The sequence below is a fragment of the Legionella maioricensis genome (assembly GCF_023618015.1).
Classification (GTDB): Bacteria; Pseudomonadota; Gammaproteobacteria; order Legionellales; family Legionellaceae; genus Legionella; species Legionella maioricensis.
This window is the reverse complement of the sequence record NZ_JAJKBJ010000008.1, coordinates 24302-50964: the sequence shown is the minus strand read 5'-3', so window position 1 is coordinate 50964 and position 26663 is coordinate 24302. Positions and strand designations below refer to the sequence as shown.

The window sequence follows — 26663 nt, the reverse complement described above, 5'->3', positions numbered from 1 at the left end:
ACCCCACTATCCACTAAGAGACTCTTCTTTTCGTTCATCTGGTAAAAACCCACCTACCTGCGCATCCCATAGTGTTTTGTACAAACCACCGCGATCTAATAGTTCAGCATGTGTCCCGTCTTCAACGATATGGCCTTTATCAAATACTAAAATTCGGTCCATATGCAGCAGAGTCGATAAACGATGTGCAACGACTAAGGTTGTTTTTCCCTGCATCAACTCCCAAAGACTGTCTTGAATGTTAGATTCTGTAATAGAATCGAGTTGAGAGGTGGCTTCGTCCAACATTAAAATGGGCGCATTTTTTAAAATCGCACGTGCAATGGCAATGCGCTGGCGTTGACCACCTGAAAGCTTCACCCCACGTTCCCCGACCAAGGTCTCATAACCTTCTGGCAAAAGACTGATGAATTCATGTGCATGGGCCTTCTTGGAGGCTGAAATGACTTCCTCATCCGAAGCTGTTGTCCTGCCATAACGAATATTATCCATCAGGCTTCGATGAAAAAGCATTGGGTCTTGTGGAATCATGGCAATGGCTTGTCTTAAACTCTCTTGAGTCACTTCGGATAGGTTTTGACCGTCGATTAGAATTTGCCCATCCACCACCTCATATAGTCGTAAAATCAAATTAACAAAAGTGGACTTGCCGCTTCCTGAATAGCCCACCAAACCCACTTTTTGACCGGCTTCAATTGTGACGGACTTATTTTGGAACAGGGAGTAACCACCTTGGTAATGAAATTTCACCTTGGAAAATTCAATTCGTCCTTGCGTGACCACTAATTGGGATGCATTATTTTTATCCTGTATCTCATGAGGGATGACCAATGCATTTAAACTTTGTCTTGCCTTGCCTAAAGCTTGGTTAAATTGGTCCACTTGGTACATGGTGTACCACATCATGTGTCCCAATTCCATGGAAAGCCCAAGAATCAAAGCAAAATCACCAATGCTCATCAGTCCCTTGCCATACAAGTGAATTAAGGTAATCGAGGCCAAACCTATCATTACCGCAATCATTCCACCCTGTGCGCAGCATAACAAAACAATAAACAGCTCTTTTCTTTGAAAAGCCCGTTGTACCAAGCTAAAAAACGTGTTCATACGTTCCACTTCGTAGATTTTGCGTGAAAAAATACGAATATTGGATTGATTCGCCAGGCTATCGACTAATTGCCCAGAAAGCTGCGATTCGGAATTTGCATGGTCATCGGACAATTGAACCAATCGTGCCGACATCCAAATACTAAATGAGGCAAAGGCAATGAACCAAAGAAATAAAATATAAAAAAACAGGACATTAACAAAATAGGCTGTAATAAATGAAACCACTAATAATGAAGCACCACGAAGAAAGTCGATAGACACGCGATGCAAAATAATCTCAAGATTATCAGCAAGAGTAGTAATTTGTGTGGCAATTCTCCCCGATAGATTATCCTGAAAAAATTGCGTACTACTTCCCAACACATACTCAAACATTTGGCTAATGATTTGGTTTTTAAGCACTGCTTCGTATTTATAGTTCAAGTACCCGATTGTTCGCCAGGTGATATTGTCAAAAACAATAAAGTTCACTACCAGTAATCCAGCGATCCAATACAAAGAGGAGAAGTCCGTACTTGTTTTTGCTGCCAAGGTATTAATAAAGGATTTAATCAATAAACTATTAAACGGTCCCCAAAATCCAGCCATTAAAGCAAGCAGGATAAATAAAAAAACCATGCGTCGATACGGTTTTAAAAAATGCCACATAAAAGAGCCTATGTGGTTAGGCAAACGATTAGTCATGATGAACACCCTCTGATTGTTCCTCATTGAAATGATGTATCTTCCCTTGATGAACGTGATACTTAGTTTCAATGTGAATGGAATCTAAAAAATCATAATCGTGAGAAATAACCAGTATTGCACCTGAAAATTCACGTAATACTTGAATGATATGATCGCGTGTTTCCAGATCTACATTGTTGGTTACCTCATCTAAAATAATTAGCTTAGGCGGATTGGCAGCAATTAAGGCTAAAGAAAGCCTTGCCTTTTCACCACCAGAAAGATCTTTGACCTTTATTTCTACCTCGATGTTTTTGCGAAATAAAAAGTCATTCAAATGGACACGAAGTTCAGCATGAGAAGCATGGGGCATCTGACTTTTCATCAAATCCAGAACTGTTTCGTCACAATTCAGATGTTGATAATGCTGATCGAGATACCCAACTGTATTGCGCTCTGGAAGAGTCCACTCACCTGTTCTCTTAATGTGACTATCCTCCAAGATCGCTTTGACAAAGGTGGACTTCCCTGATGCGTTGTCCCCATACAATGCCACCCGTTCGCAGCCATTCAAGTGAAAATGAATCTCTTCAAGAATCACATCGAAAGCCTCGTAGGCAATAGAAGCGTCTTGAATACTGATTAGGGGCTTATGGTGGTCAAGACCGTTTAATTTAAATTTGGGCTTAATCGTTTCCGGAAGGTTTAAAGATGAAAGCTCTTCAAGCACCTGTTGTTTTTTATGATTAATCTGACTTAATCGTTTATTTCCTGTTGTCATTGCATTGGCAAGCTTTGTATGAGACCGAATCGTTGGCCATTTACGCTGCGCTATCTTTTTTTCACCCTGAACACGAGAACGTTTATTCCGTTCTTGTTCTCTCATTAGAGCAAGATGTGATTCTTTCTTCTCCCGTGAAATCCGTGATAATTCCTGTTCAATCGATGCTTTCTTGTCTTCAAGCATTTGCTGATAATCACAATAAGCCCCTCTAAATACAGCGAGCTTACCTAAATCAATATGCCATAGAGTATCTGCGACTGTATTGATGAGCTCCGTATCATGAGAAGCAATGACCAACGTCCCCGGATAATGCAGGAGCATACGCATTAAAGAACGGCGATTGCGTCTGTCCAGATGATTTGTGGGTTCATCCAACAACAACACATTCGGATCTTCAGACAATATCTTGGTTAATGCTTGGTTTAATCGTTGACCACCACTTAAATCAGGACATTCTTCAATCACTTGGGGTAAATAACCAATACGAACATCCTGTGGCATTTTAATTTCGCCAGCAGAGGCTGAACAAAGACCAGCAAATCTCTTAAGTAAGGTTGATTTTCCTGAGCCATTTCGGCCAATCAGTGCAATACGCTCACCAAAGTGAATTTCACCACTGAAGTCTTGAAAACAGATTTTATGCGGGTAGATAAGACCTAGGTCTTTAAATTGAATCGGTTTATGATGCATGATTTACTCTTAAGCATATCTTTTAGGACAATAAAAATAGAAAATCAAAAATGATTTACTCTCTCTGCCCTGTAGAAGGGCGTACTTAAGATGTAATTTTCATGGCGTTATAAACCTACTTTTGATGGTTTTTTATATCACTTGATATTTTAATGCAAAATAGTTGCTGATGTCAATTTTTATTTCACTCTCTTTGGGCTCGCGAAACCATCTTTTTTATAAGAATTTCTTAGGCTTCAAATAGGCCTAGTGTAATGAAATGAACTCCTTATTTATTCCAATCCGTAAACTGGGATATTATCCCGTCTGTAAGGAGAGGAGTCCATTTCATTACACTAGGCCTATTTGAGGAAAAAGCGAAGGATTGGATGGCACAACAATCGAAAAAACTTTCATCCAAGGTTAACATACATTTTAATTATGGCGGCAAAGGTAGTGTGGTTACAATTTTTGCTTCTTTAGAGGAAGCAGAATGGTTGATGTCACATCTTAATGGTGAGTCACTAAAAAAAGAATGACTGAACACAATTTATTCGATAGAATGATCATAATTTAACCGCTCCAGGAAAAAGTGTTCGGTTGACTGTTGTTTCAAACCAAATTAAGGAAAATGGTAATGAGTAACATTCTAAACATTAAAAATCAATTTCACCTCTCAATACACAACCTTAATGCCTTATGTACAGGATTGTTACACCTCAATCCAATACATAAAAAAAGTACGGGTAATTAATTCAATAATTACGGGATTTTCCGTCACTTTGTTTCTCTTAAGGTAAGTCCGAAACTCATGTGACACCGTTTAGCATTAAAAAGTGGATGCCCACTCGTTGTAAGGAAGAACCATGACGTATCAAAAATTGGAACTTGAGTTAGCTTTAGACCTTCATCCGTCAGAAAACATGGAGCAGGACAACCCCAATCAAAAAACAAAAAAAGATAAAGAACGTTTTGAGAAGATTGTAATTACTCAAAATAAAATACAAAAAATCAAAGAAGAATTGAATCAATTGATTCAGGCGATGAATCACAATCCAAGCTTATTATCGCGTGCTGCCAGTTTCTGGAATGAAATCCCCTTATGGCAAAAAATTACTGCAGGTGTCGTGCTCACCGTACCAGTGTTGATGATTGGACTCATGGCAAATCTTGCAGCCCTTATTACGCTCAGTATTGTTACTGGAATTGTTTATACGGTAAGCCATATCCTTCTTGAAAATCATCAGAGTCAAAATGCAGACAATATCGAAGGTTTAAAGGCAGGAATCTCAAGTCTTGCTGATCTGCTGGACTCGGTTATTTCAACTCTAGATCTCTTACGCGAACAGCTGGCAATTGAAATTGATGCATTCCAGAAAGAAAATACGCGCCTAACCGCTAATATTGATCAATTTTGTGAGCAAATTAAAACATTAAAGTCACAAATTAATGAGCTTACGGATACCGAAAAAGCACTGCGTGCCACTCAGATTGAACTTGAACTTACTAGCAAAAGGCTCAAAGACTCAAACGATGCGCAGTCTCAAGCTTTAGAAAATACTCAAAGACAATTAGAACAGGTTGCTCAGGCGTATAAAGAAAATCAAAATCAGTTATCTGATAAAATAAAAGAACTGGATAACGTGAAAGAAAAAATGGGAATAGAAGTTGAACAGGCGCGGGCTGTTGGACTGGTATTAAGTGGAACAGTTGAAACATTTTCTAATATGGTTATTCAAGACAAAGAACAACGAGCTGCTTTTCAAAAAAGATTAGAGGAATTTCTAACCAATAAAGAGAAAAGCTTTGTTGAGGTGGCAGACCGAATTTGTGATGCCGAACGCAAACTGTCAATAGTTACCAAACAATTAGAAGAAAGTAATCAGCGGTATCGCAAACTTTTAGACCGACAGGAACAACAGATTATTCGCCTGGAACAAATTGATGTGTATCAATCTGAAGAGACACAGGAATCGTTTGATGGTGTTAAGCCAAGCATCAAAGGGTTTTATGCAATAAAAAAAGAGGCTCCTTTTTTAGCTGTTTCTACCCATGGGGCACAGATGACCGTTGTGATATAAAAAGGCAATATATTCCTTTAGGACTTATGGGTCGTAAGACTTTAAGCTGGGTATTGATGCGCCACAATTTAGGTAGGGTAACGACAGAGATGACTCATTTGGCTGCGATTAATATTTTGTTTGAAAATAATAAGTTTTGATGATTTGAAAAAGAATATCGTTTAAATGACCTATAACTCTCTCAATCAAAATATTAGATTGATGGGGTTTTGATTGAGCCAGAATCGTGCTAATTGCATCGTCGTGCTGTACCTCTTTGGCCAGTATTAGTAATAAATGTTCAGGTTGTGTGTAAAGGAACTCATAAATTAACCCCTGAAGATTTTCTTGAGTCACTATTCTCGTGGATAAAAAAATTAAGCACTCACGTTCGAGTGTATTCAATAAAATAGTCACGTTTTTTGAACTCCACAAATAGAAATCTTTTCAAAACACTCTCATGAAAGAAAATAGCTTTTGTAACAAAAATGGATGCCCATCTTATTCAATTCTAGGATAATCTTGCATCAGAAACATGAATTAACTGAGAAAAAATGGGTTTTTTTATTTGTTCCATGGGCCTTTATCTCTAAAATGATCTTTCTAGCATAAACATCCTAATTCAATCAATAGTGTCTCATTCGTGTGGCTGCTATTCATGAAAAAAATCAAAACTGGTTTTATACTCATGGATAAGGGTAATGACTGACTTGATAAAATGAGTGCAACTTTTATTCCCATCGGTATGATTACTTTAGGTATTCTACTTCTTTCAAAAGGAGGGTATCTAATTCATGGCCTTCTTCGTGAAACAAATGGATATCGTTACCACTGGATTGCCTAATTGACTCTTATTGGTCTGTTCATATTGAGCTATTTAAGCTGCATTCTTTACGGTGTTTTTATTGATCCCCACTGTCTTAATTATTTTTATGCCTCTGTATTTTTATTGGGCGGACTTTATGTTTATTTATCGTGTCAGTTAATGGAAAAAACGATTAAAAAAACAGAAATGATTAATGATTGATGACTTAACGTTGCGTTTTGCAACATTGGAACATCGAAGCAAACATGATGGACTCACTGGTTGTAACACAAGGGAGCATCTTCTTGATGTGCTCAATACTTACTTCCAGAATATACAAACAGGTGGTGGAATGTGTGTCATCATGTTCATTGATATGGATAACTTTAAATTGGTGAATGATAACTTTGGTCATGATGTCGGTGATAAGGTGTTGCAAAATTTTATCACATTATTAAAACAACGGCTTCGAAAAAACGACTTGATTGCGCGTTATGGTGGTGATGAATTTATTGCAGTGATGAACCATATTTCTTTGGAGGAGGCTTCTCATATAGCACGAGATATCGTGCAACTTGCATCAAAGTCTTATGATGCCAATGAGTTTAACGTTGGATGCTCGGTAGGTATCTCCATACTAAATCGTGATTCTGTATCAGTCATTGAGATCATCAAACAGGCTGATATAGCCTGTTATGCTGCAAAACAAAACATCACATACGATTCGGTTTGCATTTACAATGGTTCATAAGCAAGTGGAGCATCCAATTAATTTACGCTCATAAACCGAATCCGTTATTTCTATTAATTTGTTCTCCTTGTTGCTTTTTGTTGTGTCATAGGCTCGGCTCGTCGTTTTTTATTTTCTATCTTAGCGTTGACAAAATACCCCTTATGGGTATATACCTATAGGGGTATACAGGAGAAAATACATGTCAAAACACCCAGAGCATCACCACGAATTATCCCGACTTAATCGAGTTACAGGTCAGCTTGAAGGCATTAAGCGGATGATTGAGGAGAAACGCTATTGCGTGGATATTCTGTCGCAACTACGCGCTGTTCGTAATGCGGTAAAAACCATTGAGCTTGGCGTGCTTGAGCGCCACGTGTTGAATTGCCTTAATGAAGCGGCCTGCCATGGCAATCAGGAATCTCGCCAGGAAAAAATGGATGAGATTATGGCCTTGCTTAAAAAATACGATTGAGGTGCATGATGAGTACAAATAAACACGGTTCTCAGCACCATAAAGAAGCACACAGTTGCTGCAATCATCAGCATTCACAAACATCTGCGCCTACTGTGACGACATCAAAAAACGCCCTGTATACTTGCCCCATGCATCCCCAAATCCGTCAAGATAAACCAGGAACCTGTCCCATTTGCGGCATGGCGCTTGAGCCTGAGCAGGTGAGTTTAGCTGAGCAAAAAAATCCTGAATATGAGGATATGTTTAGGCGTTTTATACTGTCCTCTATCCTCAGCATCCCGGTTGTTCTCTTAGCGATGGATGAGTATTGGATGGTCGCACCTACTCGAATGTCCTTATCCTTGTGGCTTCAAGCAGCACTGACCACTTTGGTGGTTTTAGGTTGTGGCAGGCCTTTCTTTGTTCGTGGTTGGCAATCGCTTTTGTCCCGTCACTTGAACATGTTTACCCTGATTGCTTTGGGAACAGGCGTTGCCTGGGGCTATAGTTTAGCGGTAGTTATTTTCCCCCAATTGCCACCCCTACATATGCAGAAAAGCAGCATGATGCCGGTGTATTTTGAAGCAGCAGCAGTCATTACGACCTTGGTGCTTTTAGGGCAAGTATTGGAATTAAAAGCACGCGAGCGCACAGGGGATGCCATTCGCGCATTGCTTCATTTAAATCCAACCCTTGCTCACCGATTGAATAATGAAGAGCAAGAAGAGGACATCACACTTGATGAAGTAGCGGTAGAGGATAGGTTGCTTGTGCGCCCCGGTGAAAAAATTCCGGTTGATGGGGAGGTAATTCGCGGGCAAAGTGATGTCGATGAGTCCATGTTAACCGGTGAGCCTATGCCTGTCGCCAAAGAAGTTGGCAATCAAGTCATTGGCGGGACGCTCAATCAACATGGCAGTCTCATTATAAAAGCCGCTCATGTGGGTAAAGACACCATACTTGCCCGCATTATCACACAAGTCAGTGAAGCACAGCGTAGCCAAGCGCCTATTCAGCGTTTGGCCGATGCTGTATCGGCTTGGTTTGTGCCAATCGTTTTAGGGATTGCGATACTTTCGTTTCTCGTCTGGTTTTTAATAGGCCCTGCGCCTTCCTTAAGCTATGGCTTAATCGCTGCCATCTCCGTACTGATTATTGCCTGTCCTTGTGCTTTAGGACTTGCAACGCCTATGTCAATCATGGTTGGGATAGGTGAGGGCGCACGACGTGGTATCTTAATTAAAAATGCAGCATCACTAGAGCAATTACGCAAAATCAACACGTTGGTGGTGGATAAAACAGGAACACTGACTCAAGGCCATCCGGCATTGACCCAAATTATCCCCAGTGGTCACTGGCAAGAAGCGGAACTTTTGGTTCTTGCCGCCTCCCTTGAGCGGCATAGCGAACACCCATTGGCTAGAGCGCTACGTGATGAAGCGCAAAGACGTCAGATGACACTGAAAGAGGCCACCGATTTTATTGCAGTCCGAGGAAAGGGGGCTCAAGCGCAAATCGATAGTGCGATGGTTGCCATTGGCAATGCGCACTGGTTGTCTGTTCCTGACAATGAAATTCCAATTGCTGCGTTAAAAGCACAAGAAGAAGGGGCTACTTTGATTTATTTAACGGTTGATAAACAATTGGCGGGTGTTTTTATTGTGACCGACCGTATTAAAGAGTCCAGCCAACTTGCAGTTGCTTCTCTTATGAAAAAGGGTATTCACGTCATCATGCTCACGGGTGATAATGCTATGACTGCAAACGCGGTGGCCCAACGCGTAGGTGTTACAGAGGTGATTGCAGAAGTATTGCCCGATGAAAAAAGCAAAGTGATTTCCGAACTGCAACAAAAAGGACATGTGGTTGCCATGGTGGGAGATGGAGTTAATGATGCCATTGCGTTGGCAAAAGCCGACATTGGCATTGCGATGGGAACCGGTAGTGATGTGGCGATTGAAAGTGCTGGCATGACCTTATTATCAGGTGATTTAAGCAAGCTTTTAGAAGCCTACGAATTATCGGTCCATACGGTACAAAACATTCAACAAAACCTCTTTTTTGCCTTTTTTTATAATGCACTGGGTGTGCCGGTTGCAGCAGGCGTTCTTTATCCACTCACGGGCTTGTTGCTTAACCCGATGATAGCCGGTACGGCCATGGCACTCAGTTCAGTGTCAGTGATTGTCAATGCGTTGCGTTTGCGTCATAAACTGACATGATAGAAAAAGCAATGAAGGACTTAGGTAATTTTAGGGGCAGAGTATACATGATGAATAAAAAATGGCGCTTGAACTATTTTGTAATTTCATAATAGCTCGAAAGTCCATCTTAGTGCATGCTAAAAACCCTCCTTGAATTTAAAAAACAGGCAGCAATTAAATAAGGACAAGGGGCAGGCATCAGCTGATTCGTGATGGCTCTTGTGATAAGGACAGGGGATGTCAAGCCTTAAATTTCTTTAAGCTTAACTTAAATAGGTTGTTTGCTGTATTTATTGAAAAATTTTAAAGGTTGCAGAATAAATAACCCTAATTCTCTTATTCAAGGATATATACCCAAGAAACCTCAAGATGCGAGTTTTAAGATCTCAAAGTTGTCATTGATTCTATCACTAAGAGAGTTGGCAATATTCGGCAGGATATTGTCAAAGAAATCCCAAATAGCCTGTTTAAAATCCTTAGCACTTTTAAAGAATCGGTTATTTCTAACTTTTTCATTCATTAATTTCCACAAGCGCTCTATGGGGTTCAAATTTGGACTATAAGCCGGTAAATAATGGAGTTTGATTTTGAGTTTTTTCGCTTCTTTTTTTACGTCCTTGGCACAGTGATAACCTGCTCTATCTAATATCAAGTGGATACGTTTATCAGATTGATATTCTTTTCGTATGATGCGCAGATACTCGATGATTGATTCGGCATTAATCGTGTCATACTGCCGAACAATGCTAGAGGCTAAATCGTTTAATTTGATAGCCCCAATCAAGTTCATTCTTGTTCGAGAAGCAGTGGTTGCTACTTGTTTTGTTTCACCTGTCCTAATCCAACCATAACTCAGCTTAGTTGCTTGGCTGGGATGAACAGAATCCATGAATAATATGGGCTCGTTACCCCCAGAGACTGTTTTGAGCCGCCGATATTTCTTAATGAAATTCTTCTGCAACATGCTATCAGCTTTGTGTGGCACACCTTTCGGTTTCTTATAACTGAAACCATTACGATGCAGCCATTTATTAAGACCAGGTACACTATATTTTATTGACCAGCGAGCGTAAATGTAATCAGCAATGTCTTGTACTTGATGGTAGGTGTGTTGCTCTAGGTGGGCAATCAGCTCCGCTGTCATTTCCTCATCCAATCGGCTTTCCGAACCACCATTTGCAGGTTTTAATTTAGACTCCCGGTAATCATTCAGATGCCGGATGATTGTGCTCTCATGTTTCCGCAGCGCCTGAGATATCATTGGGACTGTCCAACCCTCACAGCGAAGCAATACTGCTTTGATACGATCACGCTCTTTACCGTCATTGGTCTCTTCGTGTCGCATTTCAAGACGCTCTTTTTCTAAGGCAGTCAGTTTGATTCTTTTCATCTGCATAGCTTGATCTCTCTCGATCAAAAAAGCAAGCATCTTCAAAGATCACGGGTATATATTTTGCCAGAATTAGCATCGATGCGTAATTTAATTTTTTTATCCTCTTTACCAAGGGCCTTTGCCTCATACTGACTGCCGTGCGCTTCAATTTTGAAAATAGTATGATAGTCCGCGTCTTCAATTCTCTGGGCCGCTTCAAGCATTGAGATGGGGTATTTCGTGGTTTTTAAATTGGTGTTGATAAAGTCCCCTGTATTGGGGTTCATTCGAAGAATAAGCTGAATCCCTTTCTCATCAAGGCTTCCACCTCATATAAACCATCATCAAATTCAACCTCTCTTATCGCGCTATAACCCCGAGTCTGCAGAATTTTCAAAATTTCAGACATAGGTAAGGTGTGTCTGGGAATTTCATCGGCCAGAATTGTTTGTGTGGCTAAAGAAAAAATAAGGCCGCCACAGATTGAAATAAAAACCTCTTTTTTCATATTGGCCTCCTGTGCGGTGTTGACGGGAATAAAATTTCATCAATTTAACTCCGTGTTTTATATTGAATGAATATAAAACGAAAGGAGTACAATTTACTTTTATTTCATCCATAATAATGATATTAAAAAATAACAGCAAGTGAGTTATTCTAAGGATGCGAATGATGAAAAAATCTAGTTTAGTAACCTCATATGTATTGATGCTCATTTCTTTAATGTTTTTGTTGGCTTCCTGCGCTTCTTCTATTAATAAAGAAGATTCAAAAAACAATCAACAGCCTAAGCGAGTATTTAGTGGGTATCACCCGCATGGTCATGGTCACGGACACTATTAAGCCAAATTAAATTAAAACAGTGACATTAAGATAACCGTTAGTGATATATATTAATGCATGGGTATGGTGTGAAAATATTTTTGATATAAAGACAAATAGAATCCATTTTTTTCAATATGTTTTAAGGCTTGATTGATTTGGTTCATTAGCATCTTAGAATCCATTTTGGCCATGATTCCATAACCGATGCCGACGGGGAAGGGTTTGCCTAATCCTTTAAACAAGGTGTTATTATTAGCTATCCAATAATCAGCCGAAAAATCATCCATCAGCAGGGCATCCACTTCCTGTTGATTTAAGGCAGTGATGAGTTGATTGGTTGAAGGATATTCTCTAACCCTATTGGTTTTAAATTTCTGAGTAATGAGTTGTTTGAAGAGAGAGCCTCTGATAATGCCTATTGATCTATTGTTGAGTTGTTCAAGAGATGTAATTGAGTCGTTTTTTATGGTCATAAAACGTGCTGCACTGGCCAGATAGGGAAGACTAAAGAGAAAGGTTTTCTGCCGTTCGTTGGTGATGGTAATTGCCGCTATGCCCAAGTCAATTTTACTCGCTTTTAATTCTGTAAACAGCTCGTCAAACAGCATGGATTTCAATTGACACTGAGCTTTAATTTGCTTGCAGAGCTCCGTTATGAGCTCAATGTCAAACCCAAAGAAATGATTTTTGTCGGCATTCATTGAAAACGGCGGGTCATACGCCACTATTCCAATAGTTAATGACTGAGCCTTCAGTTCGGCAGTCAAGATTATTAAAAAAACAAATAATAATCGTAGGTACATAGGATAAACAAGTTAATGGATTATAAAGATCAGTGTATACCAGTTTGGTAATCATTTCAGTGACTTAATGCTATGATTTTCTGGTTTTTTTAGCAATAGGGTGTATCGAGGCCCAAAATCAAGGTACACTGAACGATAAGGTTTGAAAAGGATTTGATAGGGTAGGGAATGCGTAATTTATTTTATTATGTTATATGGAGTGCAATGAGCCTTGTAGCGAGTGAGGCGCTCGCGGCCACCCCTTTGACATTCAAACAAGCCCTGGGCATTGCTTATCGCAATAATCCCGAATTACAAGCCGAAATAGATAAAGCACAAGCCATGCGCGGTTTTTTTATCCAAAGTGGGCTTTATCCCAATCCTCAAGTGACTTTAACCGCAGAAAACTTTGGCGGCTCGGGAAGTTATTCGAGTTATGAAGCGGCAGAAACTACGGCATCAGTGACCCAGCCCATCCCTTTGGGGAATCGGTTACAGTATCTGAAAAAAGCAACCTATGCAGACTACTTAGCTTCTCTTGCCCAAATTCAAGTGCAAAAAGCGATACTTTATGTGGCAGTTGGTGTGGCCTATGTGGATGCACTTTATGCAGGTCAATGGCATCAAGTAACCCAAAAACTTATTCGCCTCAATCAAGACATCGTAAGCGCAATCGAGCGTCGAGTTAAGGCAGGCGCAGGAGCGGAATTAGACTTACGTTTGGCCCAGGTGCGCTTAGGCGAAGCGCGTATTCAAGAAAATAAAGCCGCACGGGATGCTTTATTTCAGCGTGCGAAATTGGCGCGTCTATTAGGTGATGGGTTACGAGTTGATAGACAATTGGTGGATAAAGGTCTTCCTGGAGTGACATTGAACTGGGCTGTGTTACTTAGAAAATTACCGCAAAGCCCTCAGTTAGTGCAGCTTCAACAGCAATTACACGCCAAGCGTGCAACTATTACTGCAGTTAAAAAATCTGTGTGGCCGGATTTAAACATTCAATTAGGCGGTCGTCATTTCTCTGATGATGGCAGTAATGCCGCAGTGGCTTCTGCTTTTGCAGAAGTGCCTGTTTACAATAGAAATCAAGGCAAAATCATAACCGCTGAGGCACAATACACCCAAACGGCTCATGAGCTTCAAGGTACACGCCTTGATGTGCGTCAAAATGTCTATGGGGCTTTTCTACAAGCCGAACAAAGTCATTATGAGGCAAGCTTGGTGACGAATTCATTATTACCTTTGGCCCGTAAATCAATCAAATTGGCACAAGACGGCTACCAAATGGGACGTTATACGTACATTGAATTATCTACAGCCCTTAATTCGTTGTATGAAGAAGAGCGTCATTACCAACAAGCTCATGCTGATTATCATAAAGCCTTAATTCAACTGACCGGGCTTTTAGGATTAGCGCCTTCTAAGGAGAGTAAATGAGAGTTTTAAAGCCATTCCTATCCTGCATGCCCTTTATAATTCTGTTATTGGGGTTAAGTTCCTTTTCGTTATGGGCAGCAAATGAAGAATCCCATGGCGATGAAGAAAAAAATCATCAAGAAACCATGGAAAAGGGTCCGCAAGGTGGGCGTTTGTTTAAGGATGGAGATATAGCCCTTGAGTTTTTAATTTTTGAACGAGGTATGCCACCGCATTTTCGCGCTTATTTGTATAAGAATGGTGAGCCTATCGCGCCTGGGAAAGCGCAATTGACCGTTCAGTTAAAGCGATTTGGTGATAAAAAAGAAGCAATTGCGTTCACTCCTGTCGAGAATTTTTTACAAAGCGTTGAGGCGATTGAAGAGCCTCATTCTTTTGATGTGAGCATTCAATTAGAATTCCAGGATAAACGTTATGCCTGGCATTATGCGACTTATGAAGGCCGCATTAAAATGGCGCCAGCCATTCTGAAAGCGGCAGACATTCAAACGGCTAAGGCACAAAGCCAAACAATTAAAACACAACTTAAAGTCGTAGGCAAAATTGCTCCCAATCGAGATACCTTAGCCCCCATCTATGCACGCTATTCAGGCATTATTAAATCAATGACTAAAAATTTAGGCGATGAAGTCACCAAAGGGGACGTATTAGTTACGATTGAGAGTAACGAAAGTTTACAAAATTATACAATTAATGCCCCCATGAGCGGAACCATCGTGCAAAAATACGCAACCAATGGGGAGCTTGCGCAAAACACCAAACCTATTTATGAAGTGGCTAATTTGGCTACTGTGTGGGCCGATTTTACCTTGTATCGTAAAGAGGTGCCTTTAGTAAAACAAGGCATGAGTGTGGTGGTAACTGGAGATGAAGGAACACCAAAATCCATCAGCACCATTTTTTACATTGCGCCCTTAGGCATTGAAGACAGTCAAACAACGCTCGCACGAGCAGTTCTTTCTAATGAGCCTCGTGTTTGGTTGCCTGGGATGTACATTAATGCCGCAATTACCATTAAAGAAAAAACGGTTCCAGTTGCCATACTTTTGTCGGCTATTCAGCGCATGGATGAGAAAGAGGTAATTTTTATCCAGCAAGGAGATTATTTTGAGGCAACGCCTGTTATTTTAGGCCAAAGGGATGATGAGTGGGTCGAAGTAGTTTCGGGGCTTGATGCAGGCCAGCGCTATGTCAGTAATAACAGCTTTTTTATGAAAGCAGAATTAGGTAAGGATGGCGCGAGCCACGAGCACTAAGGATTGGTAATGCTTGAAAAAATAATTCGTTTTTCCCTAAAGCATCGATGGTTTGTCTTATTATTTACGACAATCATTGCTCTTTATGGTGTGTATAATTTTCAACGTTTGCCTATTGATGCGGTACCTGACATCACCAACGTGCAAGTGCAAATCAATACTCAAGCCTCTGGCTATTCACCCTTTGAGGTGGAGCAACGAATTACTTTTCCTATTGAACTGGCTATGAGCGGGTTGCCTAATCTGGATTACACTCGTTCTTTATCACGTTATGGACTGTCGCAAGTCACGGTGGTCTTTAAAGATGGAACGAACATTTATTTTGCGCGTCAATTAATTAATGAGCGCTTGCAGGAAGTAAAAGACAAGCTTCCTCCAGGAGTAGAAACCACCTTAGGCCCAATCTCTACAGGGCTTGGTGAGATTTTTATGTACACGGTCACTAACAAGGCAAATGTACCAGTAAGTCAGCGTTACAATCCAACGGAACTGCGTACCGTTCAAGATTGGATTATCAAGCCACAACTGCGTAATGTGGAGGGAGTGGCTGAAGTAAACACCATTGGGGGTTATGAAAAACAATTTCACATCACTCCAGATCCCATGAAACTGGTTCGGTATGGGTTAAGCTTAAACAACGTGGTTGAGGCATTAGAACGCAATAATGCCAATGTGGGTGCGGGATATATTGAAACCAATGGCGAGCAGAACTTAATTCGCGTACCAGGGCAGGTGCAAAACATCACCGATATTGAGAACATTGTTATTGCAAGCTTTGAAGGAACACCTATCCGAATTCGTGATATTGCAGAAGTGGCTTTAGGCAAGGAGCTACGAACAGGAGCAGCAACAGAGAACAGTAAAGAAGTCGTTTTAGGCACAGTATTTATGCTTATGGGCGAGAACAGCCGCACGGTGTCTGAACGAGTCGCGGCCCAAATGAAAGTTATTAATAAATCATTGCCAGATGGTATTGAAGCAGTCACGGTCTATAACCGAACCTTGCTTGTGAACGCTACCATTAATACGGTGAAGAAAAACCTGATTGAAGGGGCATTGCTTGTTTGTGTTATTTTGTTCTTGTTTTTAGGTAACATTCGCGCAGCACTGATTACCGCGATGGTGATTCCTTTATCCATGTTGCTTACCATTACAGGGATGGTATCTAATAAAATCAGTGCCAATTTGATGAGCTTAGGCGCTCTTGATTTTGGTTTGATTGTCGATGGTGCGGTCATTATTGTTGAAAACTGCATTAAGCATTTGGGTGAACAACAGCATGCTTTGCATCGTGTTTTAAATTTAGAAGAGCGCTTGAAAGTCATAGCTTATGCCACAACGGAGGTGATTCGGCCTAGTATCTTTGGTGTCTTTATTATCACGGTGGTTTATTTACCGATTTTAACGCTCACAGGGGTTGAGGGGAAAATGTTTTTGCCGATGGCGCAAACGGTTATTACCGCGCTGCTTGCTTCCATGCTCTTTGCTCTGACTTTTGTTCCAGCTGCCGTTGCCATTTTTTTAGGTGGACGTGTACAAGAAAAAGAAAATTGGTTGGTACACTACCTCTCACTTGTTTATGCAAAAGCCTTGCGCCGCTGTTTTCATGCCAGAAGGTTGGTGATAGGAGGTGCAGTTGCTTTGGTAGGGATTAGTCTCTTGCTCGCATTTCGTTTGGGCGGGGAATTTATTCCAAGTCTTGATGAAGGCGACATTGCCATGCACGCGATGCGAATTCCTGGCACCAGTTTAACACAAGCCATTACCATGCAGCACTTAGTGGAAGAGCGAGTAAGCCAGTTTCCCGAAGTCAAACGAGTTTTTGCAAAACTGGGGACTGCGGAGGTGGCCACTGATCCTATGCCGCCCAATGTCGCTGACACGTTTATTATGTTAAAGCCTCGGAAGGATTGGCCGAATCCTAAAAAAAGCAAACAGCAACTAGTACAAGAAATCGAGGCGGCAGTAAAGCAAATTCCAGGGAATAACTATGAATTTACTCAGCCCATTCAGATGCGCTTTAATGAATTAATTTCAGGGGTGCGTAGTGATGTCGCGGTGAAAGTATTTGGTGATGACATGAATACATTGCTCGAAGTAGCTGAAGCCATCAGTGCTCAATTAAAAAAAGTGCCTGGTGCTGCTGATGTAAAAGTAGAGCAAGTCAGTGGTTTACCGCTACTAACCGTTGAAATCAATCGCGATGCTTTGGCACGCTACGGCTTACAAATTGGCACGGTTCAAGATGCCATTGTCATTGCCACAGGCGGCAAAAAAGGTGGCGAGCTCTTTGAGGGAGACAAGCGTTTTGATTTAGTGGTGCGCTTGCCTGAAGAGTTACGTACAAACCCTAATGTACTACGCCAAGTATTTATTCCGTTGCCACAGGCTAAAGATGGCGAACGACATTTTATTCCGTTGAGTGAAGTAGCCAAAATGGTGCGCAGTGAAAGCCCCAATCAAATCAGTCGGGAAAGTGGTAAACGGCGTGTGGTGGTCAGTGCTAACGTTCGCAATCGGGATTTAAGCTCATTTGTGAATGAAGCCAAGCAACGGATTGACCAGAGTGTCAAAATTCCCAGTGGCTACTGGGTAACCTGGGGTGGTCAGTTTGAGCAGTTGCAATCAGCCTCTCAACGGCTACAAATCGTTGTTCCTATCACACTATTGGGCATTTTCTTATTGTTGTTTATGAGTTTTGGTCGAGTACGAGATGCGCTCTTAGTGTTTAGTGGCATTCCTTTGGCGTTAACTGGTGGGGTATTTGCACTGTGGCTTCGAGGGATTCCCTTGTCCATTTCAGCAGGTGTTGGGTTTATTGCGTTGTCAGGGGTGGCAGTTCTTAATGGCCTGGTCATGATTACCTTTATTAATAAACTGCATGAACAGAAAAAAATGTACTTAAAAGATGCGGTGCTACAAGGCTCTCTGGCGAGGCTTCGTCCGGTACTCATGACTGCTTTAGTGGCCTCTTTGGGGTTTGTACCGATGGCTTTGGCTACGGGCACGGGCTCTGAAGTACAACGTCCCTTGGCGACCGTGGTCATAGGTGGCATTATCTCATCCACTTTTCTAACACTCTTAGTCTTACCCGGTTTGTATTACCTGTTTCATGAGCGGCACAAGAAATCACTAATTAAAAAATCAGGCAAAGATGAGTGATTTCTTTGATGGAACTGTAACAATATGAGTAATTGTCATTTTAAAGTAAGTGGAAAGACATCCATAAAGAACACTATAGCAAAGATAAGTGCGGCAGCAAGAGAAAGATAAAATCCCAAGTGTGTTATAAATTTCATTTTATGGCCGGAGCTTCCTTTTGCCAGGATAATCAAAATTAGCCCCATAAAAAAACAAATCCTAAGATGATAAGAAGACTGTGATTTGAAAGAAGGGGCGTCATTCTTCTTCCTTGTATAAAAATAAATTCATTTAATTATAGCTCTTTTGAGCAAAGGACACGGATAGTGTTTTGACAACTTCTGTGAATGAGCTACACTAATAGTTAAATACTTATTTAACTGTTTAATTAACTATGCTAACTCAAGACCAAATCATCACTTTAAGCGATATCTTGCATTTGATGGGTGAGCCCAATCGTTTAAAGCTTCTTATCGCGTGTTTGGATGGTCCAAAATCAGTTTCAGAGCTGGCGGAACAACTGCAACTTTCGGTGCCATTGGCGAGCCATCATTTAAGTCTATTACGTTCTGCACGTCTTCTTTTAGCAAATAGAGAGGGAAAACATATTTATTACACTATTTATGATGCGCATGTGCGTTGTATTTTAGAGGACATGCTCAAGCACTTTACTGAAGAAATGGAGAATTAACATGAGTTTTCTAAAACGAATGCTTGGAAGTCTTGGCGGCCATCATGGCGGATATCGCCGCTCTCATCATGGTCAAATAAGCCAACAGAATAATTACTCAACCAATCCTGAATCAAGAGGATTGAGTTGCCCGCGCTGCAAGAGCTCTCTAGCTCCTGGGGCACGATTTTGTAGTCAATGTGGCAGCGGTCTTGAGAATACTCAATGCAGTTGTGGTGCCACTATTACTGCAGGGGCAAATTTTTGCGGCCAATGTGGGAGCTCATTATGACAAAGCCTCTAACTTTAACTACTTTTTTTGTTGCAGGCCTTGATTGTCCGGCTGAAGAGCAATTAATCAGGCGCCAATTAAAAGTGATTCCTGAAGTGGCGCAGATGGATTTTAATTTCATTGCTGAGGAAGTGACCGTGCACCATCGTCTTCCAGCTATTGATGTGTTGCAAAAACAAATTGAAGCGTTAGGCATGAGTGTTCGGGTTCAAGGCAGCACCTCCTCTGCAAAAGAAGAGAAGAAGCAAGTTGATTCGTCATGGCCATTGCTAGCTTTGGCAGGCTTTTTAGCGCTTTGCTCTGAGTTAACTGCTTATTTCATTACTAAAGAGCAATTTATTTGGGTCATTCTTCCCGCTCTGCTTGCCATTACCTTAAGTGGTCCCTCTACTTTTAAGAAGGGTTTAATCGCGCTGCGTACTAAGGCCATGAACATTAATAGCCTGATGTTAATTGCAATCACCGGGGCCATGATTATAGGGGCCTGGCCGGAAGCCGCGATGGTCACTGTTTTATTTGCTCTTGCTGAGCGAATCGAACGTTATTCTTTAGATAAAGCCCGCCTTGCCATTCGCAGTCTCATGCAAATTGCACCAGTGGTGGCTCGGATTAAAATGGATAATGGTCAATGGCAGACTTTGCCTGTAGAAGAGGTAGCCGTTGGTGCGGTATTTAAAGTAAAACCCGGTGAGCGCATCCCACTGGATGGGGTGTTGATATCGGGACAAAGTACGGTCAATCAAGCCCCGATTACAGGGGAATCCATGCCAGTGAGCAAGCAAGTAGGTGATGACGTGTTTGCAGGGACTTTAAATGAGCACGGTGCCTTTGAGGTTAAAGTCACTAAGGCTTCGGGTGATACATTGCTTGCTAAAATTGGTAAAGCCATTGAGCAGGCACAAAGTGAGCGGGCGCCAACGCAACGTTTTGTCGATGAGTTTGCCAAATACTACACCCCAATTATGGTCTTGATTGCACTGGTTATTGCACTTATTCCCCCGTTGGTGTTTGGTTATCCTTTTTATGACTGGATATATAAAGCCTTAACGTTATTGGTTATTGCTTGCCCTTGTGCTTTGGTCATCTCTACACCGGTAACGGTAGTCAGCGGATTGGCTTCATCGGCACAACATGGTCTTCTTATCAAAGGAGGCAGCTATTTAGAAATGGGGCACCAGCTTAAATTAATTGCTCTGGATAAAACAGGCACCTTAACAGAGGGAAAACCTGTAGTGACTGATTTTATCGTTTATGATAAACAACAATCGAAAGAGTCCTTATTAGTCCTTGCTGCAAGTCTTGATAGTCATTCGGAACATCCAGTGGCTCATGCTTTGGTTGAATACTGGCGGCAAAATCAACCTAATGAGTCTTTGCTTGAGGTAGAGCAATTTTCAGCACTTCCTGGCCGCGGGGTGCAAGGAATTATTAGTCAAGGATTGTATTACGTTGGAAATCATCAACTGGCAGAAGATAATAAGGTGTGCTCTCTTGCTGTAGAGCAGGAACTTAAGCGTTTGGAAGAGGAAGGAAAAACAACAGTCATTTTGAGTAATTCAGCGGTGGTTTTAGCCGTTTTTGCAGTGGCCGATACGCTTCGTGCTACGAGTAAATGGGCAATTGACACCTTGCATCAACAAGGACTTAAAACAGCGATGTTAACCGGTGATAATGCCCTGACGGCTAAAGCCATTGCCAAAGTGCTGGGGATTGATGAAGTGCAGGCGAATGTTTTGCCTACTGAAAAATTACAAGCAATTAATCGGCTTTTGGAACAGTATAAAACGGTGGGAATGGTGGGTGATGGAATCAATGATGCACCAGCACTTGCAAAAGCTACGATTAGTTTTGCGATGGGCAAAGGTACCGATACGGCTTTAGAAACCGCAGATGTTGCGTTAATGAATGATAATTTAGCCATGCTTCCTTTATACATTGATTTAAGCCGAAGAACGGCGCGTATTCTTCGCCAAAATATTACTTTGTCCCTTGCAATTAAAGGGGTGTTTTTCATTCTGGCCCTGGGAGGATTAGCAACGTTATGGATGGCGGTATTTGCTGATATGGGTGCGAGTCTAATTGTTGTTGCGAATGGGCTGCGCTTACTTAATTCCCATAAAGGGCATTCGGAGTATCAGGAAATGAAGGGATAATGAGAGTCTTGGTGGGTTTGTCACGAAAGAGGTTGCATGATGAATGATTGGGTTGAAAATGAACAATATAGCGCTCATCCATTGCGTTTTTTAGTGGTGGAATCCTCATTAGGAATTCGTATTCTCATTCGTATGCATTTATTAGAGTTGAAGCATTTGGTGGATATGGCAGGGGATGATGAATCGGCAAGAGAGTTGGCTTTCATGAGAGTTTATGATTTTATCTTAGTGGATAAAAATTTAAATTGCTATGAGCTGATTGACCAGATACAAAAAAATTCGGTATTAAACAACCATACGCCCATAATCATTTTAACTTCTAGCCATAATCAGGAAAACCCGTCTCATGAGAGCGCTACTTATTTTAAAAAACCCATATCCAAGAAGGATGCAGTACAGTTGCTTTATTTTCTAAAAAATATTAAAAAATGAATTTTTTTAAAGGTGGCGTGCAAACATAAAATGGAGAAGATAAGATGCATTTATCTTCTGTTATTCAGTATGTTACGATGTAAGTAGTTTCAAGTTATTTTGATTGGCTGTTAAGGAGAAATAATGAATACTAATGGATTTAAAATAATTGTATTAATCGGTTTATTGGGTTTGGGCTTGACTGCCTGCACTCCTAAAACAACACCTGCTCCAGCTCATCCTGAGGTTAGCTATGAGGGAGGATTTGGTGGCGATGGTGGTCATGACCACCAACCTAAGAACGACTAAATAGGAAAACATAAATGTTTACTAATGGATGGTTTTTAAGTTCTTTAGGTATTGCAATTATTGTATTGATTGGTCTTATCTGGTGGTTCAGAAAAACTAAGAAAACCATCCATTTTTACACCGCTTTTATTACTTTTCTTATCCTTGCCGCGATTTTCTTACATGGTGTTTCATTTAAATTAAATTAGCTGGTGCTGATGAGGAGCAATAATGAGTAAGGATGTACCTCATGATTTAAAAAAATACTCAAAAGAGCAGTTACTGTGGTTCGCTCTTTTGCTCACGGGAAGCTTTTTAATTGCCGAGGTCGCTGGTGGCATTATCACAGGAAGCCTTGCATTAATTTCTGATGCCGCACATATGCTAACGGACGTTACCGCTCTTATTATTGCTCTAATTGCGATTCGTATTAGTAAACGTCCTGCCGATGCGCGTCGCACGTTTGGTTATAATCGATTTGAAATTTTAGCGGCTGCATTTAATGCGGTCCTTCTTTTTTTAGTGGCCCTTTATATTTTGTTTGAGGCCTATCAGCGACTCAAACAACCTCCTGAAATTTATTCCTTAGGAATGCTCCTCATTGCCAGTCTTGGTTTGGTTGTTAATATAGCGTCTATGTACCTTCTTTCCCAAGAAAAAGATAAAAGCTTAAACCTTAAAAGCGCTTATCTTGAGGTGTGGAGTGATATGTTGGGCTCTTTAGGGGTTATTGTTGCCGCACTTATAATTCGCTTTTTAGAGTGGAGTTGGGTCGATTCTGCTGTGGCAGTATTAATCGGTTTGTGGGTATTGCCACGCACCTGGGTTTTATTAAAAGAAACAGTGAATATTCTTCTTGAAGGTGTGCCAGCTGGAGTGGATCTGGAGATAATTAAAAACCACATGATGGCTGTTGAGGGTGTTTTGGATGTACATGACCTGCATATTTGGGCGATTACCAGTGACAAAATTAGCCTCACAGCGCATCTTGTCATTACTCCCTTTGTAGAAGAGGGAGCTATAAGAGTGAGCGTTCAGAGCATTTTATTCTCTCAATTTGATATTGGGCATACGACCTTACAAACGGAACATAAGAAAACTCTGGATAAAGAGGGTCTTTGTAGTTTTTCAAGCCATTAGGTTTCTAATAAGAACTGCTCTTTGATGAGCTTCGGATTAAACCATCATTACTGCTAATCTTTAAGAATTAAGATGGAATAGGAGTCGTTCATGGAAACTGCGACCAAGAAACAAGGTTTTGTAATCAGTATAGGGGCCCGATTGCTGATTGGATTTATGGCTCTTAGTTTGCCTTTATTGATATTAATTATGCTGTTATTACCTAAAGTAAATGATGTGATTGATCTCACACATAAAATTCATAGTGAAAATTTACCACCAATCCTTGATAGTCAAATTTATCAAGCTCAGGACATTCTTGAACATTGGGCAATGACTGGAGATCCAAAGGATAAAGTTTATTTTGCTCATATCTGGAATGAAATCACTCATGTTAGAGATCAGTGGGATCGAGTCATACGCAAATTAGATGATCCAAAACTACGGCATGAGTGGAGCAAGCTACAAGAATTATATTTGCCTTTTTATCAAGCTCAAGCGTCAGTACTCAATGCTTCTCGAGACCCGAATAATCCAGATAATGTAGAAAACAGCAGAAATAAGACAAGAGCTTTTGAAAAATCAATGATCAATATCATTGATGGTCCTTATTATGAAGAGACCGGCAAAAGAACTGGTGGATTATTCAGCGACTTAGCACGTGAAATAGAAAAGAATGTAAATACAATAGATAACAGCCTAATTTCCTTAAAAAAATCAGCCTTTTGGCTACTCATTTTAGCCATTGTTTTAACCCTTGTTGTGCCTTACACAACCCAACGAGCTATAGCAATTCCAGTAGATAAAGCGATTGATATAGCCGAACGAATTGCTGCAGGAGAGCGTGATGTCGTGATCCAAATTCAATCGGCAGGCAAATTAGGTAAATTGCTTCTATCGCTCAAAGCCATGCAAGAAGCCATTAGAAAAAATGAAGAAATTCTTCGTACTAAAGAAGAAGAATCTCGAGAATTATTTGAAAAACTCGTTAATGCATCGAAAAAATTTAGAGAATACAGCAGTAAAGTTGCTGCAGGAGATCTTCGAGAGCGTCTTGAAGTTGATAAAGAAGGTATTTTACACGAGCTGGGTAACGATTTAAATTCGATGACCAATGGTTTGGCATCTATTACCCAAAAAATCACCAAAGTAAGTAATAATATCGTAACTATGGTTGGGACGGTCATTACGTCTGCTAATCAACAAGCAGAAAGTATTACCTCCCAAGCAACTGCAATTAATGAAATCAGTGCTTCGCTGGAAGAAATTGATAAAAGCTCAAAAGAAACGATGACCAAAGCACAAGCGCTGAAAGAAGTGGCTAAAAATACCTATGAACAAGGAAAACGAGGTAGAGAGTCGGTCCAGAAAAGTATTCAAGGATTCAAAGATTCAGAAGAAAAAATGAAGCTTATTGCGCAAACCATTCTTGATCTAAGTAATCACACCCAACAAATTGGCGACATCACATCGGTGGTCAATACTTTGGCCCAACAATCAAAAATGCTGGCATTGAATGCTTCAATTGAAGCATCAAAAGCAGGTGAGGCAGGAAAAGGTTTTGCTGCAGTAGCTAATGAAGTAAGACATCTTGCCGAACAATCAGAACAATCGACAGTACAAGTACAAAAAATTCTTGAGGACATCCGACGAACTACAGAAAAAGCCGTTACCGTTACGGAAGAAGGAACAAAAACTCTTGATTCAGGAACACAACTTATCGAAAAAGCAGGCCAAGTCATTCAAGCGCTCAGCCAAATGATTCATGAAGCATCTATTTCCAGTCAACACATCGAGGTGGCTATACGGCAGGAAGCTGTAGGTATTGAACAAATTGTTGAAAGTATGAATGAAATTAATCGTACCACTTCAACCTTTTCAAGCGGCATTAAAGAGATGATGGCATTTATTCATAATTTGGATGATATTGCCAAACATTTAAAGGAAGACATCAATTTATATAAAGTTTGAAGGCAGCGCATGTTTTTAGGTGACCTTATTATTTAAGAACGGGTTGTATTTTTTAGGCACAGCTCATTTATCAATTTTCAATAAAAAATTATAATGGACGACTAAGAATCCCGCAGCAACAGAATAAATGGAGTAAAAAATTATCTGATGTGTCAATACACGCAAGTAGGTTTTTTCCACCGATCCCGTTCAAGCTGCCAATAATAATTAAATCAGTATGGTTAAGTCTATTATGCATTCAGTAAGATTGGTTTTACTATTACTGTTAAAGGCAGTGGTTTTCTTGGAAAAAGCTATTTTTTCCAAGAAAATTGTGCCCTAATGGCCAGAGTCAATTAGAACAATTTTAAATGTAGAGGGGAAAAGAGTAAATGAACACCATAAGCCGCTATGTCGTACCTTTTCTAGTTCTTGGATTCGTTGGTTGCAGTAAAAATGTACCTTTATTGCCTGAAGCACAGCATATCAGGGTTGCTCCACCGAGCAACAATATGAAGCATTGCTCCGATTTGGGCAAAGTGGTTGCCTATGATGTGAATGGCGTTAGTCAATCTTATCAATCCCATGAGCATCTTTATCAGGACGAATTAAATACTTTGAAAAATAATACCGCCGAGTTAGGAGGCGATACGTTAGTTATTACAAAAGATAAATCAACTTTTAGTGGTAATCCTAAAACACATTTAGTCGATAAACATACTTTAGAGGGTAAGGCTTATCGGTGTAAGTAAATGACAAAGAAATCCTATCGGTGCTGCATGAATTATGTAGGAGTTAAAATGCTAATTTTTATTCTCAAAGGTACCACTTAGGTTATCCATAATGAATGCAAAATGAAATTGTTCTCAGTATGATAAGTTAGACCATGATAAAAAGGATTTTATAATGTTTGAAATACTCCCCAATTGGCATCCGATTTTGGTGCATTTTACCGTCGCATTATTTACTACATCATTTGGTTTTTACCTACTTACGTATTTATCTAAATCCACGCCTCTTGTCTCGGATAAAATGACGTTAGAATTTGAAGTTGTTGGCCGTTGGTGTTTATGGTGTGCGGCTTTAGTGACGATTTTGACGGTTATTGCCGGTTTTTATGCTTATTATACAGTGAAGCATGATGAGCCAGCACACATGGCCATGATGAACCATCGCAATTGGGCATTGTCTACTGCTTTTGCCATGTGGCTTGTTGCAATTTGGTCTTTATGGCGCTATTACAAGCAAAAAGCAATGACTCTTACGTTCCTTGTCGCAATGTTTCTTGTTCAGGGTTTGTTGCTCTCTACAGCCTGGCGTGGTGGGGAGCTTGTGTATCGCCATGGATTGGGTGTCTTGTCGCTACCAAGTACCGAAGGTGAAACCGAACATCATCATGAATAAAGCCCATGAAAAGTGCGTCGATTTTTTCTTAATAAACATCTTAAAACGCAATCATTGAAGAATAAGAAGGGAGAA

General features: G+C 40.6%; 28 protein-coding genes. 21 read left to right on the top strand and 7 right to left on the bottom strand.

All coding sequences use genetic code 11. The features are described 5' to 3' along the window. Positions 1-6: 6 nt before the first annotated feature. Complete coding sequence (locus LOX96_RS08260) at positions 7-1794, bottom strand: ABC transporter ATP-binding protein (RefSeq protein WP_065235623.1); 1788 nt, start codon at positions 1792-1794, stop codon at positions 7-9. Continuing rightward, entirely contained in the window at positions 1787-3250 is a 1464-nt protein-coding gene (locus tag LOX96_RS08255) for an ATP-binding cassette domain-containing protein (RefSeq protein ID WP_058478602.1), read from the bottom strand. The genes LOX96_RS08260 and LOX96_RS08255 overlap by 8 nt, the downstream gene beginning before the upstream one ends. A 368-nt stretch (positions 3251-3618) precedes the next feature. Here LOX96_RS08255 and LOX96_RS08250 point away from each other — a divergent pair, with 368 nt between their 5' ends. Then, positions 3619-3768: a hypothetical protein gene (locus LOX96_RS08250; RefSeq protein ID WP_230849080.1), complete on the top strand. Its 150-nt coding sequence runs from the start codon at positions 3619-3621 to the stop codon at positions 3766-3768. Positions 3769-4095: 327 nt separating this feature from the next. Next, positions 4096-5310 carry a LegC2/C7 family Dot/Icm T4SS effector gene (locus LOX96_RS08245; RefSeq protein ID WP_078061484.1) on the top strand — a complete coding sequence of 405 codons (1215 nt, stop codon included), beginning with the start codon at positions 4096-4098 and terminating at the stop codon, positions 5308-5310. Positions 5311-5418: 108 nt separating this feature from the next. On the opposite strand, the gene LOX96_RS08240 is transcribed toward LOX96_RS08245, so the two are convergent. After that, the gene (locus tag LOX96_RS08240) at positions 5419-5706 is read right to left on the bottom strand and encodes a hypothetical protein (protein WP_058478601.1); all 288 of its coding nucleotides are present in this window, start codon (positions 5704-5706) and stop codon (positions 5419-5421) included. Positions 5707-6007: 301 nt separating this feature from the next. Here LOX96_RS08240 and LOX96_RS17630 point away from each other — a divergent pair, with 301 nt between their 5' ends. From LOX96_RS17630 to LOX96_RS08225, 5 genes are all read left to right on the top strand, one after another. After that, on the top strand, positions 6008-6133 hold the full coding sequence (locus tag LOX96_RS17630; RefSeq protein WP_330138487.1) for a hypothetical protein: 126 nt from the start codon (positions 6008-6010) through the stop codon (positions 6131-6133). Next, a complete protein-coding gene (locus LOX96_RS17625) occupies positions 6134-6316 on the top strand; it encodes a hypothetical protein (protein WP_337955819.1) in 183 nt (60 codons plus the stop codon). Continuing rightward, a complete protein-coding gene (locus LOX96_RS08235) occupies positions 6309-6845 on the top strand; it encodes a GGDEF domain-containing protein (RefSeq protein WP_310790476.1) in 537 nt (178 codons plus the stop codon). The genes LOX96_RS17625 and LOX96_RS08235 overlap by 8 nt, the downstream gene beginning before the upstream one ends. 181 nt (positions 6846-7026) lie before the next feature. Beyond that, positions 7027-7302, top strand: coding sequence for a metal-sensitive transcriptional regulator (locus tag LOX96_RS08230; protein ID WP_058478600.1), 276 nt, complete (start codon positions 7027-7029; stop codon positions 7300-7302). Positions 7303-7310: 8 nt separating this feature from the next. Next, the gene (locus LOX96_RS08225; RefSeq protein ID WP_058478599.1) at positions 7311-9506 is read left to right on the top strand and encodes a copper-transporting P-type ATPase; all 2196 of its coding nucleotides are present in this window, start codon (positions 7311-7313) and stop codon (positions 9504-9506) included. Positions 9507-9852: 346 nt separating this feature from the next. On the opposite strand, the gene LOX96_RS08220 is transcribed toward LOX96_RS08225, so the two are convergent. Genes LOX96_RS08220 through LOX96_RS08210 form a run of 3 tightly spaced genes read right to left on the bottom strand, consistent with a single transcriptional unit; the run spans position 9853 to position 11368 of the window. Next, positions 9853-10884, bottom strand: a complete 1032-nt coding sequence (locus LOX96_RS08220; RefSeq protein ID WP_250421105.1) for an IS630 family transposase — start codon at positions 10882-10884, stop codon at positions 9853-9855. A 35-nt stretch (positions 10885-10919) separates the two neighbouring features. Further along, entirely contained in the window at positions 10920-11147 is a 228-nt protein-coding gene (locus tag LOX96_RS08215) for a PepSY domain-containing protein (protein ID WP_250421106.1), read from the bottom strand. Further along, complete coding sequence (locus LOX96_RS08210) at positions 11144-11368, bottom strand: PepSY domain-containing protein (RefSeq protein ID WP_230849077.1); 225 nt, start codon at positions 11366-11368, stop codon at positions 11144-11146. The genes LOX96_RS08215 and LOX96_RS08210 overlap by 4 nt, the downstream gene beginning before the upstream one ends. A 161-nt stretch (positions 11369-11529) precedes the next feature. Here LOX96_RS08210 and LOX96_RS08205 point away from each other — a divergent pair, with 161 nt between their 5' ends. Beyond that, positions 11530-11703, top strand: a complete 174-nt coding sequence (locus LOX96_RS08205; RefSeq protein ID WP_155522664.1) for a hypothetical protein — start codon at positions 11530-11532, stop codon at positions 11701-11703. 50 nt (positions 11704-11753) lie between these two features. Here LOX96_RS08205 and LOX96_RS08200 read toward each other — a convergent pair whose 3' ends face one another. Then, complete coding sequence (locus LOX96_RS08200) at positions 11754-12488, bottom strand: transporter substrate-binding domain-containing protein (RefSeq protein WP_065235622.1); 735 nt, start codon at positions 12486-12488, stop codon at positions 11754-11756. A gap of 204 nt (positions 12489-12692) precedes the next feature. Here LOX96_RS08200 and LOX96_RS08195 point away from each other — a divergent pair, with 204 nt between their 5' ends. The 13 genes from LOX96_RS08195 (at position 12693) to LOX96_RS08135 (ending at position 26588) form a co-directional block, all read left to right on the top strand. After that, a complete protein-coding gene (locus LOX96_RS08195) occupies positions 12693-13904 on the top strand; it encodes a TolC family protein (protein ID WP_375152885.1) in 1212 nt (403 codons plus the stop codon). Beyond that, positions 13901-15160 carry an efflux RND transporter periplasmic adaptor subunit gene (locus LOX96_RS08190; protein WP_058478597.1) on the top strand — a complete coding sequence of 420 codons (1260 nt, stop codon included), beginning with the start codon at positions 13901-13903 and terminating at the stop codon, positions 15158-15160. Before LOX96_RS08195 ends, LOX96_RS08190 begins: the two co-directional genes overlap by 4 nt. Positions 15161-15169: 9 nt before the next feature. Further along, positions 15170-18322, top strand: a complete 3153-nt coding sequence (locus LOX96_RS08185; RefSeq protein WP_058478596.1) for an efflux RND transporter permease subunit — start codon at positions 15170-15172, stop codon at positions 18320-18322. Between the two features lie 373 nt (positions 18323-18695). Then, positions 18696-18992 (top strand): ArsR/SmtB family transcription factor, encoded by a 297-nt coding sequence (locus LOX96_RS08180; protein ID WP_058478595.1) that lies wholly within the window; start codon positions 18696-18698, stop codon positions 18990-18992. Between the two features lies 1 nt (position 18993). Continuing rightward, positions 18994-19263 (top strand): zinc ribbon domain-containing protein, encoded by a 270-nt coding sequence (locus tag LOX96_RS08175; protein WP_058478594.1) that lies wholly within the window; start codon positions 18994-18996, stop codon positions 19261-19263. Further along, complete coding sequence (locus LOX96_RS08170) at positions 19260-21416, top strand: heavy metal translocating P-type ATPase (RefSeq protein ID WP_058478593.1); 2157 nt, start codon at positions 19260-19262, stop codon at positions 21414-21416. The genes LOX96_RS08175 and LOX96_RS08170 overlap by 4 nt, the downstream gene beginning before the upstream one ends. Before the next feature lie 36 nt (positions 21417-21452). Next, positions 21453-21848: a response regulator gene (locus LOX96_RS08165; protein ID WP_230849075.1), complete on the top strand. Its 396-nt coding sequence runs from the start codon at positions 21453-21455 to the stop codon at positions 21846-21848. A gap of 123 nt (positions 21849-21971) precedes the next feature. After that, entirely contained in the window at positions 21972-22136 is a 165-nt protein-coding gene (locus LOX96_RS08160; protein ID WP_165481737.1) for a hypothetical protein, read from the top strand. A 14-nt stretch (positions 22137-22150) separates the two neighbouring features. Further along, positions 22151-22324: a hypothetical protein gene (locus tag LOX96_RS08155; protein WP_165481736.1), complete on the top strand. Its 174-nt coding sequence runs from the start codon at positions 22151-22153 to the stop codon at positions 22322-22324. A 22-nt stretch (positions 22325-22346) separates the two neighbouring features. After that, on the top strand, positions 22347-23255 hold the full coding sequence (locus LOX96_RS08150) for a cation diffusion facilitator family transporter (RefSeq protein WP_058478592.1): 909 nt from the start codon (positions 22347-22349) through the stop codon (positions 23253-23255). 90 nt (positions 23256-23345) lie between these two features. Continuing rightward, the gene (locus tag LOX96_RS08145) at positions 23346-25205 is read left to right on the top strand and encodes a methyl-accepting chemotaxis protein (RefSeq protein WP_058478591.1); all 1860 of its coding nucleotides are present in this window, start codon (positions 23346-23348) and stop codon (positions 25203-25205) included. 371 nt (positions 25206-25576) lie between these two features. Then, on the top strand, positions 25577-25936 hold the full coding sequence (locus LOX96_RS08140; protein ID WP_058478590.1) for a DUF4156 domain-containing protein: 360 nt from the start codon (positions 25577-25579) through the stop codon (positions 25934-25936). 154 nt (positions 25937-26090) lie between these two features. Continuing rightward, complete coding sequence (locus LOX96_RS08135; protein ID WP_058478589.1) at positions 26091-26588, top strand: DUF2231 domain-containing protein; 498 nt, start codon at positions 26091-26093, stop codon at positions 26586-26588. Positions 26589-26663 lie beyond the last annotated feature (75 nt).

What these genes read in the sequence shown, in the direction of transcription:
- LOX96_RS08260 (WP_065235623.1), bottom strand. Translation starts at nt 1,794, where the DNA reads ATGACTAATCGTTTGCCTAACCACATAGGCTCTTTTATGTGGCATTTT.
- LOX96_RS08255 (WP_058478602.1), bottom strand. Translation starts at nt 3,250, where the DNA reads ATGCATCATAAACCGATTCAATTTAAAGACCTAGGTCTTATCTACCCG.
- LOX96_RS08250 (WP_230849080.1), top strand. Translation starts at nt 3,619, where the DNA reads ATGGCACAACAATCGAAAAAACTTTCATCCAAGGTTAACATACATTTT.
- LOX96_RS08245 (WP_078061484.1), top strand. Translation starts at nt 4,096, where the DNA reads ATGACGTATCAAAAATTGGAACTTGAGTTAGCTTTAGACCTTCATCCG.
- LOX96_RS17630 (WP_330138487.1), top strand. Translation starts at nt 6,008, where the DNA reads ATGAGTGCAACTTTTATTCCCATCGGTATGATTACTTTAGGTATTCTA.
- LOX96_RS08235 (WP_310790476.1), top strand. Translation starts at nt 6,309, where the DNA reads ATGATTGATGACTTAACGTTGCGTTTTGCAACATTGGAACATCGAAGC.
- LOX96_RS08230 (WP_058478600.1), top strand. Translation starts at nt 7,027, where the DNA reads ATGTCAAAACACCCAGAGCATCACCACGAATTATCCCGACTTAATCGA.
- LOX96_RS08225 (WP_058478599.1), top strand. Translation starts at nt 7,311, where the DNA reads ATGAGTACAAATAAACACGGTTCTCAGCACCATAAAGAAGCACACAGT.
- LOX96_RS08220 (WP_250421105.1), bottom strand. Translation starts at nt 10,884, where the DNA reads ATGCAGATGAAAAGAATCAAACTGACTGCCTTAGAAAAAGAGCGTCTT.
- LOX96_RS08215 (WP_250421106.1), bottom strand. Translation starts at nt 11,147, where the DNA reads ATGAACCCCAATACAGGGGACTTTATCAACACCAATTTAAAAACCACG.
- LOX96_RS08210 (WP_230849077.1), bottom strand. Translation starts at nt 11,368, where the DNA reads ATGAAAAAAGAGGTTTTTATTTCAATCTGTGGCGGCCTTATTTTTTCT.
- LOX96_RS08205 (WP_155522664.1), top strand. Translation starts at nt 11,530, where the DNA reads ATGATGAAAAAATCTAGTTTAGTAACCTCATATGTATTGATGCTCATT.
- LOX96_RS08200 (WP_065235622.1), bottom strand. Translation starts at nt 12,488, where the DNA reads ATGTACCTACGATTATTATTTGTTTTTTTAATAATCTTGACTGCCGAA.
- LOX96_RS08195 (WP_375152885.1), top strand. Translation starts at nt 12,693, where the DNA reads ATGAGCCTTGTAGCGAGTGAGGCGCTCGCGGCCACCCCTTTGACATTC.
- LOX96_RS08190 (WP_058478597.1), top strand. Translation starts at nt 13,901, where the DNA reads ATGAGAGTTTTAAAGCCATTCCTATCCTGCATGCCCTTTATAATTCTG.
- LOX96_RS08185 (WP_058478596.1), top strand. Translation starts at nt 15,170, where the DNA reads ATGCTTGAAAAAATAATTCGTTTTTCCCTAAAGCATCGATGGTTTGTC.
- LOX96_RS08180 (WP_058478595.1), top strand. Translation starts at nt 18,696, where the DNA reads ATGCTAACTCAAGACCAAATCATCACTTTAAGCGATATCTTGCATTTG.
- LOX96_RS08175 (WP_058478594.1), top strand. Translation starts at nt 18,994, where the DNA reads ATGAGTTTTCTAAAACGAATGCTTGGAAGTCTTGGCGGCCATCATGGC.
- LOX96_RS08170 (WP_058478593.1), top strand. Translation starts at nt 19,260, where the DNA reads ATGACAAAGCCTCTAACTTTAACTACTTTTTTTGTTGCAGGCCTTGAT.
- LOX96_RS08165 (WP_230849075.1), top strand. Translation starts at nt 21,453, where the DNA reads ATGATGAATGATTGGGTTGAAAATGAACAATATAGCGCTCATCCATTG.
- LOX96_RS08160 (WP_165481737.1), top strand. Translation starts at nt 21,972, where the DNA reads ATGAATACTAATGGATTTAAAATAATTGTATTAATCGGTTTATTGGGT.
- LOX96_RS08155 (WP_165481736.1), top strand. Translation starts at nt 22,151, where the DNA reads ATGTTTACTAATGGATGGTTTTTAAGTTCTTTAGGTATTGCAATTATT.
- LOX96_RS08150 (WP_058478592.1), top strand. Translation starts at nt 22,347, where the DNA reads ATGAGTAAGGATGTACCTCATGATTTAAAAAAATACTCAAAAGAGCAG.
- LOX96_RS08145 (WP_058478591.1), top strand. Translation starts at nt 23,346, where the DNA reads ATGGAAACTGCGACCAAGAAACAAGGTTTTGTAATCAGTATAGGGGCC.
- LOX96_RS08140 (WP_058478590.1), top strand. Translation starts at nt 25,577, where the DNA reads ATGAACACCATAAGCCGCTATGTCGTACCTTTTCTAGTTCTTGGATTC.
- LOX96_RS08135 (WP_058478589.1), top strand. Translation starts at nt 26,091, where the DNA reads ATGTTTGAAATACTCCCCAATTGGCATCCGATTTTGGTGCATTTTACC.